Genomic DNA, 12,673 nt, shown 5'->3' with positions numbered 1-12,673 from the left:
ATATGCTTATATTGGAATCGTTTCAAATGATGTATTAAATATGCGGCAAGCTTAATTAAATTTGAATATGTTCACGTTAGTGAATTAGATATGAATCATGTTTGCGAAGTATGTTTATGAAAGTAAATTCATGAAGTATATTTGCGAAATATATTAAATTGGAATTGTTTCATAAGTTTAGCATGATCATTAGTAATGCAATATACGTGCCAATATGATTTCCACTGTACTTTTTTCTCCTGTTTTCTTTATTATGACTGGCTTTCATAATATCTCAATCCAGTTGCAACTTCTAAAACGAACACCGAAGAATGAAAAACGCAATAAAGCAATGCACTTTTCATTATTTAACGCATTATTTTATTGCATTTTTCATAATTCATCATATTTTCTAAATTATTTTGTGATTTTTTTCTCAAATAAATCATATCATTTAATGCTATAAATGCTTAACACCGATTCTTTTTATGGCTAACTTATTTATTAAAACTCTCCTTAGTTACTAAATTACGTTAATATATTAACTTTAAATAGTGCATTAATTAATTGCACAACACCAGTACTTCAAGAGATTATGGATCTTTAACCATAAAAAAACAGCACCTTCAAGTGCTGTTTTTCGTATATTTTTATTTTTTCCCTACAGTATCTTTACACTAGCGCTTTGATTCATCAGAGACCTATACAGGCTGTATGCCCATTCCTATAGCTTCGTGCTCAAATCCCTGTCTAGGGGATCCAATCTGCCCATACAATACTACTGCAATCCATTCTCCTGAAGACTTGTCTCCCGAAACAAGATTTCCTCTTGCGATGGAAAATACAAGTCCAGTACTTCTCAACACATTTCCAAGGTCAACCTGACCCCTGCAGTATGCGCTGAAAGCCTCCATTGTAGCGTGGTATAGCGCATGTTCTTCCCTGTAGTTCTCCCTTATCATGTCTTCACGCATTGCAGCCGTTTCAACTGCTGCAAAAATCTTTCCCGTTTCCATGGATCCTACTTTGCCTCTATACAGCATATAATTCTGTTCCTCGAATTTTTCAATATGCCTTTCAAGAGCAGCTCCTTCGTTCAGAGCAAGCATAAGAGCTATTTTACCAATTCCAGTTCTTTTCAATTTCACACCTCGTCCTAATTATAATATAATTATAGCATAAAACTGAAGGTATATGAATTAATAAAGTTTTATGAATTATTTGAAAGGCGATGCTTCAAGTATTGCCTTTTCAGTTTCCAAAGTTTTCTTTTCAATGTCCGCAACCTTTCCGGCAAGTTCTGCCACAAAAGCTTCATCCTTGATAGAATCAAGATTTATTTTAACATTGAGAATCGCAGATAAAACTGCAGTCCTGGCCATCATTGCAGATACCAGTCCATCTGTAACTGCATTGCTGTTTCCTGCCAAAACAACTCTTTCTGAAAGAGCCATTATGCTGTATGCATTTTCAGCAATTTCCATAGGTACTGAAGCAGCCTCTTTAAGACCATTCTGGATAGCTGCAGTTCTGGCAGCCTTTTCTTCATCCGTTTCCTTGGGAAGCTTGAATGCATCCATAACAAGATTGAAAGCAGCACAATCCCTTTCGATATCGTCAAGCATTTTTACTCTTATAGCTTCTGCCTTTTCGGAAATTTCCTTCATTTCCTCTTCAACTTCTGCATATTTTTTCTTTCCTATAGTAAGGTTTGCCACCATTTTAGCAAGTGCAGCAGACAAAGATCCGCTTACTGCAGCAATACTTCCGCCACCAGGTACCGGTGCATCTGATGCTGTCTCTATAGTAAATTGTTCAATTGATAAATTTTTCATTGTAATCCTCCTAGTTTTATATCACAACATTAGTTGAGTTAATTCTTGTAATATTTGAAACATAAACGGTTCAATTGTGTTCCAAGTGTTTCATGAATTAGTACGAAACTTGTCGCGAGATAAAATATCATTATTTTTTTACTGCAATAGCAGATTAATTTTGGGCAACTATTTCCCCTGATTTTATTACTGTTTTAACGATGTTCACGCCTGCATGGTATGGAAGGAAATGATAAGACGGGAAGTCAAGAATTATGATATCCGCTTTCTTTCCCTCGTCAATACTTCCTACCGAGTCAGCTCTTGATACGGCAGCTGCGCCATTTATGGTTATGGCAGTTATTACTTCTTCAATTCTCATGTCCATATATAAAGACGATAACGAAATAAGCAAAGGTATGGAATTGGTGAAGCAACTTCCAGGATTTAGATCCGTGGCAAGCGCTACTGCGCATCCATTGTCTATCATATATCTTCCTCTGGCATATTCTTCCTTCAGAAGGAATGCAGTACATGGCAACAGTGTAGATATTACACCTTTTTCCGCCATTGCTTCAATGCCCTTGTCGGATGCCTGCAGAAGATGGTCAGCAGATGTGGCGCCAAGTTCTGCTGCAAGCTCAGCTCCGCCAAGCTGAACTATTTCATCAGCATGAATCTTCAGTTTCATTCCCGCATCCTTGGCAGCTTGAAGGAATCTTCTTGATTGCTCAACATTAAACACATTGTCTTCACAGAAGATATCTGCAAATTCAGCAAGTCCCTTCTCTACAACTACCGGAAGCACTTCATTTATCTGATAATCTATGAACTCATCTTCTTTTCCCTTGTACTGCTTTTCAACGGCGTGAGGTCCAAGGAATGTAGTGGCTATATCGATATCTTTTCTTTCTTTCAATATCTTCATTGCTTCCAGCTGTCTGATTTCTGTATCAAGATCCAGTCCATATCCACTTTTCCCTTCGACAGTTGTCACTCCAAACTTAACCATGGAATCAAGCCTCTTTGCACCTCTGGCTACAAGCTCTTCAAGGGTAGACTCCCTTGTTGACTTGACAGAGCTCACTATACCTCCACCTCTTTTCATGATGTCCATATAGTTGTCTCCCCTTAGTCTCCAGGAAAATTCTTCCGCCCTGTATCCGCCAAAAACAAAGTGAGTATGTGAATCAACAAAACCAGGCATTACGGTGTTGCCTTTTGCATCTATTATTTCATAATCTTCAATATTTATATCTTTGAGAAGCTCTTTCTGCACACCAACTTTTTTGATTAATCCGTCCTCAATGATCACTGCACCCTTTTCTATCCTTCCAATATCCATCATATCTTCCCCGAATTTAGGTCCAAATCCGGAACAAGTCAATACTTCTGATGCATTCAATATTAATCTTTTACTCATTTTTCCACATCCTTTCATAATAATGTCATTAAAGCAATTAAATTCAAACACAGATGGAGCCGGGGCCCCATCTGAAAGTTTTTCTATAATCTAGTTTCAAGAACCTGGTCTATGCTGAAATTCTCAAGTCCAAGGTAGTACTCTGCAGTGTCAACAAGTGCCTGCATAGGTACAAGACCTACTATTTCACTTCCAAGTACGTTTACTCCATATCTTCTGCACTCCATCTTCACTGTTTCAAATGCTCTGTATACAGCTGTCTTGGTGTAGTCTGTAAGGTTCATTGAAACTTCCACGATTCCCCTATCTTCAAGGTCTATCCCTATAGCCTTGCAGTATCTGAAACCACCGCTTAAATGTCTGATTTGTCTCGCAATCTTGTTTGCTATTTCAAGGTTGTTTGTATCAAGCTTGATATTGTAAGCCACTAGAGGCATTCTAGCTCCTATTGCAGTTACTCCTGCAGTTGGATGAATAGTCTCAGGACCGAAATCAGGCTTCCACATGTCGTCTTCCATTTTTTCCTTCATTCCCTCGAACTGTCCTTTTCTTACTTTTGCAAGATTTTCCCTGTGAGGAGCCGTAGCGGACTTCTCATAAAGGAAAAATGGCAGTCCGAATTTTTCTGAAGCTTCCTTTGCAGTTTCTTTTGCAAGTACATCTGCTTCTTCAACTGTAACATTCTTGATTGGAATGAAAGGTATAACGTCAACAGCTCCCATTCTTGGATGCTGTCCTTCATGACTTGTCATGTCTATAAGCTCTACAGCCTTTCCTATTGCTTCAACCATTGCAGCCTTAAGTGGCTCAGGCTCTCCAACAACAGTAACAACACATCTGTTGTGAGACTCGTCATTGCTGTAGTCAAGAAGCTTTACACCTTTTTTTGCTCTAAATGAATCTACTATTTTTTCAATTTTTTCAAGGTCCCTTCCTTCACTAAAATTTGGGACACATTCTATAATTCTATTCATTATATTCTCCTAAAATTTATTTTTTGTAGTTGTTGAAAACTTTCTCTATTAAAGAATCATCTGCAACATATGGAACTGTAATATGGTCTTCGCCTTTGAACTGCTTGTTGTACTCGACTACTGTTTCAACGGAGTTGTCATTTCTTGCCCAGCTTCTTCTTGATACTCCAACCATAGTGTCCCAAGGAATAACCTTCATAAGTATTTCATCAACTCTTTCGCTGCCGTCAAGAACCATACCGAAACCACCGTTGATTGACTTGCTTATTCCAACTCCTCCACCATTGTGAAGAGCTACAAGACTCATCCCTCTGGCTGCATTTCCAGCAAAACATTGAACCGCCATATCTGCAGTGATGTTACTTCCATCTTTGATGTTTGATGTCTCTCTGTAAGGTGAATCTGTTCCACCCGTATCGTGATGGTCCCTGCCAAGCATTACAGGTCCTATTTCACCGTTTCTAACCATTTCATTGAACTTAAGGGCTATGTCTCTTCTACCAAGTGCATCCTGGTATAGAATCCTTGCCTGAGTTCCAACAACAAGCTGGTTCTTCTCTGCATCTCTTATCCATACCCAGTTGTCCCTGTCCTGACCTCTTCTGTTTGGATCTATTACCGACATTGCTGCCTGGTCAGTCTTGACAAGGTCATCATGCTTTCCACTTAGACATACCCATCTGAATGGTCCGTATCCGTAATCAAACAGTTGTGGTCCCAATATATCTTCTACATATGAAGGGAATACGAATCCTTCGCTTGTATCTACTCCGTTTTTAGCTATATCCTTGGCGCCTGCATCATAAACCGCCCTCATGAATGCATTGCCGTAATCGAAGAAGTAAGTTCCTCTTTCTGTAAGTGTCTTGATTAAATGGTAGTGCTTGACAAGTGATTCATCTACAAGCTTTTTGAATCCAGCCTTGTCGGTTTTGAGCATTTCAGTTCTTTCTTCAAATGTCATTCCCTGTGGGCAATATCCACCGTCGTATGGAACGTGGCATGAAGTCTGGTCTGAAAGAAGCTCAATATGTTCGTCATTGTCTACTGCATATTGGAGAAGATCAACAATGTTTCCGTGGTATGCTATTGAAATCGACTCTTTCTTTTCCATATATTCACGTGCAATGGCAAAAGCTTCCTTAAGGTCATCTGTAGCCATTGAAACCCATCCCTGATCGAGTCTTGTCTGAATTCTTGAAAAGTCAACCTCCGCTACAATACCAACACCATTCGCTATCTCTATGGCCTTTGGCTGGGCTCCACTCATTCCACCAAGTCCGGATGTTACAAACATATGTCCTGTAAGATCTCCGTCTTCAGCTACACCAAGCTTCATTCTTCCCGCTATAAGAATAGTGTTGAAAGTACCGTGAACTATTCCCTGAGGTCCGATGTACATCCATCCGCCTGCTGTCATCTGGCCGTAGCTTGACACTCCCATTGCTGTGGCTTTTGCCCAGTCTTCAGGATTGTCGAACATACCTATCATAAGTCCGTTTGTGATAAGTGCTCTTGGGCTGGTCTTGTGCGACTTGAATAATCCCAGGGGATGTCCGGAGAATAAAACAAGAGTCTGCTCATCAGTCAGCTCTTCAAGATATTTCATTATCAGTCTGTACTGCATCCAGTTCTGACAAACCTGTCCAGTCTCTCCATAAGTAACAAGTTCGTATGGATACAAGCAAATATCAAAGTCAAGGTTGTTGTCAATCATTACCTGGAAAGCTTTACCTTCAGTGCATTTTCCCTTGTACTCATCTATTGGCTTACCATAAAGTTTTCCTGCCGGTCTGTATCTGTAACCATAAATTCTACCATATGTCATAAGCTCGTCTAAAAATTCAGGAGCCACAATTTCATGATGCTCTTCAGGGATATATCTCAAAGCATTCTTAAGGGCAAGCTTTATTTCCCTGTCAGTCAATGTGAGTTCTCTCTTGGGAGCTCTTCTATATTGCGGGTCGAACTCCGGATACTCTGGCAATTCTGCATCTAATTTGATTGTCATTGATTGTGCAATGTCTAAATTGTTTAACATTTTAGTTCCTCCTAATATTACTGACCTAAAAGTCTATTAATTTGTTTTCATTTTATATTCAGAGCGTCTATAATTCGTCTACAGCAGAAAATAAATTTAATTTTTCGACATTTCAAAGTATTTTGGTCGGTCTGTGATAATAATCCTATTTGTTCCTACTGCAGCAGTCGTAATTCACAACATTTGCACGTTATTCTTTTTTATTATATTAAGGAAGAATTTGTATTTAAAGTTAAAAATAAAATCTTTGGAGTTCGTAAAAAATAAAATAGACGCCGACATATTTGTCGACGCCTTGATTATATTGATTAAATTTTACTCTACCACGGCTATAAGCTCTCCGGCTTCTACCTGCTGTCCTTCTTTTACATGCATGTCTACAACAGTACCCGCTACAGGAGACAGAATATTCGTTTCCATCTTCATGGCTTCTATCACCGCTATAGGAGTTTTGGCATCTACCTGATCCCCTTCCTTTGCCAACACTTTGATTATTGTTCCCGGAATATTGGCTCCTACTTCTCCTGGTATTGACTCGTCAGCCATTAGTTTCGCAGCCGCACCGTTTACAATCTTGGCACTTTCATCCTTAACGTTTATTACCCTTCTGTTTCCGTTAAGCTCAAATACCAAGTCTCTGAATCCTTCATCGTTTATCTTTCTCACTTCAATGAGCTTGATTACAAGTAACTTGCCTTCATCTATCTTGACTTCGCAAGTTTCCCCTTCAGTCAATCCATGGAAATAAATATCACTTCCCATAAGCTTGAATTCCCCGGTATTTTCCAGATACTTCAAATAATCTTCATACACCTTTGGATACAAGGCATAACTCAACACATCCTTGTCATCACTGTCCATATTGAACTCTTTATCCAAATGAGCCTTGATCTTGTCAAAGTCTTCATCCGGCAGCAATTCTCCAGGTCTTGTATATATGGTTTCTTTTCCTTTAAGAACCAGCGTTCTCAGTTCCTCAGGAAATCCTCCCATAGGCTGTCCCATCATTCCCTGGAAGTAGGCAACTGAAGAGTCAGGGAAATCCATGTCTTTTGCTTTTTCATAAATATTCTCAGGATTAAGTTCATTCTGAATCATGAATATGGCCAGGTCCCCTACAGCCTTTGAAGATGGAGTAACCTTGACAATGTCCCCGAACATTTCATTGACAGTCTTGTACATTTCCTTGACTTCCTGGAACTTGTGACCAAGTCCAAAGCTCTCTACCTGAGGCTTAAGATTCGAGTATTGACCTCCAGGAATTTCATATTTGTATATTTCAGCAGTTCCAGACTTGAGGCCTGATTCAAAATTTCCATATACCGGTCTTACTGCATCCCAGTAATCCGATATCCCCTGTAGATCATCAAGCTTCAAGCCTGTGTCTCTGCCAGTATTTTCCATTGCGGCCACTACCGAGTTGAGCGCCGGCTGGCTTGTAAGTCCCGACATACTGTTAAATGCCGCATCTACAATATCTATATCTGCTATAGCCGCCATAAGCACCGTTGCTATACCATTACCGCTTGTATCATGAGTATGAAGATGGATAGGAATGCTTATTTCATTCTTTAGAGCCTTTATAAGCTTGTTGGCAGCCATAGGCTTCAGCAAACCGGACATATCTTTTATCCCAAGAATATGAGCTCCTGATTTTTCAAGCTCCTTGGCCATATCCACATAGTACTTCAATGTATACTTGTCCTTTGTTTCATCAAGTATGTCTCCAGTATAGCAGATGCTTGCTTCCACCACCTTGCCTTGATTAAGGACTTCATCAATGGATACTTCCATTCCCTTCAACCAGTTAAGAGAGTCGAATATCCTGAAAACATCTATTCCTGATTTTGCAGACTGCTTTACGAATTTTCTGATTACATTGTCAGGATAATTCTTGTAGCCTACTGCATTTGAACCTCTCAAAAGCATTTGGAACATTATATTTGGAATTGCCTTTCGCAATTCTTCCAGTCTTTCCCATGGCGACTCCTTCAGGAATCTGTAGGCAACGTCAAAAGTCGCTCCTCCCCACATTTCCAACGAGAACAGGTCTTTTCCCATGTTGGAGATCGCTGGTGCAATCTTAAGCATGTCAACAGTTCTCATTCTTGTTGCCATTAGAGACTGATGAGCATCCCTCATTGTTGTATCAGTCAAAAGAAGCTTCTTTTCATTTTTTATCCAGTCAACAAGTCCATCAGGCCCCTTGCTGTCAAGAATCTGCTTTGTTCCGGAAAGATTTTTTATTTTTTCATATGCCGGAACTCTAGGGACATCGAACTGAGGCTTTTCACCCCTGGCTTCATTGACAACCAGGTTTCCAATATATTTCAGCACCCTCAATTCTTCATCAGCTCCACTTCTTATATCAAGAAGTTCCGGGTTTTCTGCAATAAATCCAGTATCACAGTTTCCAGCTTTAAATGTCTCATGATTCAGCACATTCAGAAGAAATCCAATATTTGTTTTAACGCCCCTGATTTTGAACTCCTTGAGAGCCCTTGTGGACTTCTTGATAGCATCACTGAATGTTCTGCCGTAAGATGTTACCTTGACAAGCAAACTGTCATAATACGGACTGATAACCGCCCCTGTAAATCCATTTCCCCCATCAAGTCTTATTCCAAGACCCGAACTTGAACGATATACGTCTATTATTCCCGTATCAGGTGCAAAATTGTTGGAAGGGTCTTCCGTGGTTACACGACACTGAATGGCAAATCCTCTCACCTGAACATCATCCTGTGCCTTGATTCCGATTTCATCGGAGTCAAGAGCAAAACCTTCAGCTACCATTATTTGAGACTGAACAATATCAATACCAGTTACCATTTCAGAAACCGTATGCTCAACCTGAATTCTCGGATTCATCTCTATAAAGTAATGGTCACCGTTTGAATCTACAAGAAACTCAACAGTACCGGCATTTCTATAGTTTACAGCACCTGCAATTTTCAAAGCATCATTACATATATTGTTTCGCTGTTCCTCAGTAAGGCAGATTGAAGGTGTAAACTCAATCAGTTTCTGATGCCTTCTCTGTATTGAACAGTCCCTGTCATAAAGATGAACAAGATTGCCGTATTTGTCGCCAAGAATCTGAACCTCAATATGCTTCGGCTTTTCAAGATACTTTTCAATGAATATATCGTCTATGCCAAATGCCTTCTTGGCTTCGTTCTGAGCGCTTCTAAATTCGGAAAGAAGATCTTTTTCCTCTCTTACTATCCTCATACCTCTGCCGCCGCCGCCTGCGGCAGCTTTCAACATTACTGGATATCCGCAGTAATCTGCAAATTTTTTAGCATCCTTATCAGAATGCACAGCCTTTTCTATGCCCGGTATAGTGGGTACTCCCACTTCGTTAGCAACCATCTTTGACTTTATTTTGTCTCCAAGCCTATCCATCATTATATGGTCGGGACCTATGAATTCTATACCAGCCTCTTCACACTTCCTCGCAAATTCAGTGTTTTCAGCCAAGAACCCGTATCCAGGATGTATCGCATCAGCACCCTTTGATTTAGCGAGACTTATTATCTCATCAATGCCCAGATAAGCTTCAACAGGACCTTTGTTCTTACCTATTTGATATGATTCGTCAGCCTTTGTTCTGAAAAGAGCATTCTTATCCTCTTCAGAATAAATTGCCACCGACCTTATTCCAAGCTCCCTGCAGGCCCTGAATATTCTTATGGCAATCTCACCTCTGTTTGCCACTAAAATTCTCTTAAATTTCTTCATTAAATCAAACACCACCTTACAATTTTAACATTCATTTCACAGTTTTCTTGTAGGCTAAGAAAGTTAAAAATGCGTAATCCCTTGAAGCGTTGGTATTACGCGGTTAAGGAAACTTTCTACGACCTCTTAATAACCGCTTTGGCCACATGAAGCGTGACCCGGTTAACGCAGCAAAGCTGCTTTCTTGCCAACACTGTATTTTATCATATTTATAGAAAAAATATACAGCTAAAAAAATATGGAGTTATAAACTCCATTTCAATTTGTTTTACATTAGTTAACAGTGTAACAAAATTTTATTAATTTATCAAGCGATTTTTTTTATTTTTTTAATTATTTCTTCTTTAAACTTATTTGTATTCAGCATTCCGTTTTTCCCATACATTTGTTTACTGTTTGCAAACACTTCCTTCAATGCCGAAATTATTTCGCCAGCCTCTTCATACATTCCTATGTATTCAAGCATCATACATCCTGATAAGATTGCGGATGCCGGATTGGCAACACCTTTTCCCGCTATATCGGGAGCCGTTCCATGTACAGCTTCAAACACCGCACATTCATCACCTATATTTGCACCGGGAGCATAACCCAAACCGCCTACAAGCCCAGAGCACAAGTCAGATAAAATATCTCCGTAGAAGTTGGGGGCTACAACAACATCAAAATTATGAGGCTTCATTACCAGTTCCATGCACATGGCATCAATAATCTTGCTGTCATACTCTTTTTCCGGATATTTTTCAGCCACCATATTGGATGCTTCCAAAAACAATCCATCTGAAAACTTCATTATATTAGCCTTGTGCGCTGCAGTAACTTTTTTTCTATTGTTCTTTTCTGCATACTTGAATGCAAAATCCACAATTCTTTCACTGGCATTCTTTGTTATGATTTTCTTGGAAACTGCAGTCTCATGGTCAATCATCTCTTCTTCGCCGATATACAGACCTTCTGTATTTTCCCTTACAATAACAAGATCAATATCCTTGTACAGGGTTTCAACTCCCTCGTAAGACTTCAAAGGCCTGAGGTTGGCATATAGATCGAGTTTCTTCCTTATTTCTACATTGACGCTTCTGAAGCCCTGCCCCACAGGAGTAGCCGTTGGTCCCTTTAATGCAATCTTGTTTCTTCTAATGCTTTCCAGGGTTTCTTCAGGAAGGGGAGTATTATATTTGTCTGTTATTTCCGCTCCCGCTTCCATTATTTCCCATTCTATCTTATCGGTTACTGCGTCAATAATCTCCTCAGTAGCCCTGATCACTTCATAGCCAATTCCGTCACCATATATTAATGTTATTTTCATAGAACTCCTTTTTTGTCATCGTTCACACCAGTATTACCTAGAGTATTTCCGAATATTTGTTCCGTAAACCTTACCATTTCCTTATCACTGATGGCAGTTGTTCTTCCGGAATCATATTCAGCATCTATAAGATTCTTGATGAGACTTATTCTTGAATCTTTTTTGGATATTCTCACATCCCTGGCAAGGTCATAATAAAGATTTATCCACCCCGAAATCCCTGCAACTCCTGAATATTGATTAACTACTATTTTGATATTTCTATTAAATATGTCCTTGCTGTTGAACGAATTGTAAATGTCAGCATTTTTCATTATACCGTCCGCATGTATTCCCGCTCTGGTAGAGTTTGATTCTGCGCCCAAAAACGGCATTTTTGTATGTACCTTAAACCCAAATTCCTCATCAAAGAATGCTACAATTTCATTAAGCATTGCAAAATTTATCTTGTTTTTTGGTTCTTTCAACTGATGATACTCAACAAGCATTGATTCCATCGGACAATTCCCTGTTCTTTCACCTATTCCCAGCAGAGTTGTACTTACCGATGAAGCTCCGTACATCCAAGCCGCCGTCGAATTGGCTGTACAATAGTAATAATCGTTGTGTCCGTGCCATTCAAGCTGCTCCGATTTAAGCCCGGCAAGATTCTTGATATAGTAAACAAGACCTGGTACACTCCTTGGAAGCTTGTGACCGTTAAATGGTTTCCCTACGCCAAGTGTGTCACATATCCTGAACTTGATGTCAACACCTGCAGCTTTACCCATGTCATTTATCGCCGTTACAAGCGGAACAACAAATCCAAATACATCAGCTCTAGTAATATCTTCCAGATGACATCTTGGCTTAATACCATATTCCAACGCTTTCTCTATTGCACTGAGGTAAAGACTGAACACCTGACTTCTGCTCTTATTGAGCTTCTGGAATATATGATAGTCAGAACACGACATAAGTATTCCTGTCTCCTTTACGCCACAAGCCTTTGCCAACTTCATATCTTCAATTTTAGGTCTTGCCCATCCTGTTATTTCAGGAAACTCAAATCCTAAAGCCTGACATTTTTCGAGAGCTTCCCTGTCTCTTTTTGAGTACATGAAAAACTCCGATTGTCTTATCAATCCATTTCCATTATCCAATATATTTAACATTTTAAATATCTTTTCTATCTGTTCAACAGTAAAGGATTCCATAGACTGCTGTCCATCTCTGAACGTTGTATCTGTTATCCAGATGTCATCAGGCAGATCATATGGAAGTGTAACATTATCAAATTTGCTTACAGGAAACTTCTCGTAAGGAAAAATCCCTTTAAATAAGTTGGGTTTTATAACATCTAATATTTGTGAATAATTATTATCTACCATTCTTGCTTCCCTCCATTGT

8 protein-coding genes are annotated in these 12,673 nt (G+C 39.4%); all 8 read right to left on the bottom strand.

All coding sequences use genetic code 11. From position 1 onward, the window contains the following. Window positions 1-680: 680 nt before the first annotated feature. Entirely contained in the window at window positions 681-1,121 is a 441-nt protein-coding gene (locus BUB05_RS13795) for a histidine utilization transcription antiterminator HutP (protein WP_281257999.1), read from the bottom strand. 75 nt (window positions 1,122-1,196) lie between these two features. Beyond that, window positions 1,197-1,814, bottom strand: a complete 618-nt coding sequence (locus BUB05_RS13790) for a cyclodeaminase/cyclohydrolase family protein (protein WP_073050197.1) — start codon at window positions 1,812-1,814, stop codon at window positions 1,197-1,199. Window positions 1,815-1,968: 154 nt separating this feature from the next. Beyond that, window positions 1,969-3,216, bottom strand: a complete 1,248-nt coding sequence (hutI, locus tag BUB05_RS13785; protein ID WP_073050196.1) for an imidazolonepropionase — start codon at window positions 3,214-3,216, stop codon at window positions 1,969-1,971. An 83-nt stretch (window positions 3,217-3,299) separates the two neighbouring features. After that, on the bottom strand, window positions 3,300-4,190 hold the full coding sequence (gene ftcD / locus BUB05_RS13780) for a glutamate formimidoyltransferase (RefSeq protein ID WP_073050195.1): 891 nt from the start codon (window positions 4,188-4,190) through the stop codon (window positions 3,300-3,302). 16 nt (window positions 4,191-4,206) lie between these two features. Then, window positions 4,207-6,231, bottom strand: a complete 2,025-nt coding sequence (locus BUB05_RS13775; protein WP_073050194.1) for a urocanate hydratase — start codon at window positions 6,229-6,231, stop codon at window positions 4,207-4,209. Between the two features lie 315 nt (window positions 6,232-6,546). Continuing rightward, window positions 6,547-9,975, bottom strand: coding sequence for a pyruvate carboxylase (locus BUB05_RS13770; protein ID WP_073050193.1), 3,429 nt, complete (start codon window positions 9,973-9,975; stop codon window positions 6,547-6,549). Window positions 9,976-10,282: 307 nt separating this feature from the next. After that, window positions 10,283-11,284 (bottom strand): isocitrate/isopropylmalate dehydrogenase family protein, encoded by a 1,002-nt coding sequence (locus tag BUB05_RS13765; RefSeq protein WP_073050192.1) that lies wholly within the window; start codon window positions 11,282-11,284, stop codon window positions 10,283-10,285. Further along, the gene (locus BUB05_RS13760; RefSeq protein ID WP_245819896.1) at window positions 11,281-12,654 is read right to left on the bottom strand and encodes a beta/alpha barrel domain-containing protein; all 1,374 of its coding nucleotides are present in this window, start codon (window positions 12,652-12,654) and stop codon (window positions 11,281-11,283) included. Before BUB05_RS13760 ends, BUB05_RS13765 begins: the two co-directional genes overlap by 4 nt. Window positions 12,655-12,673 lie beyond the last annotated feature (19 nt).

The sequence above is a fragment of the Dethiosulfatibacter aminovorans DSM 17477 genome (assembly GCF_900142005.1).
GTDB classification, from domain to species: domain Bacteria; phylum Bacillota; class Clostridia; order Tissierellales; family Dethiosulfatibacteraceae; genus Dethiosulfatibacter; species Dethiosulfatibacter aminovorans.
The sequence above is the reverse complement of the archived record's forward strand: the minus strand, read 5'-3'. Positions and strand labels throughout refer to the sequence as shown.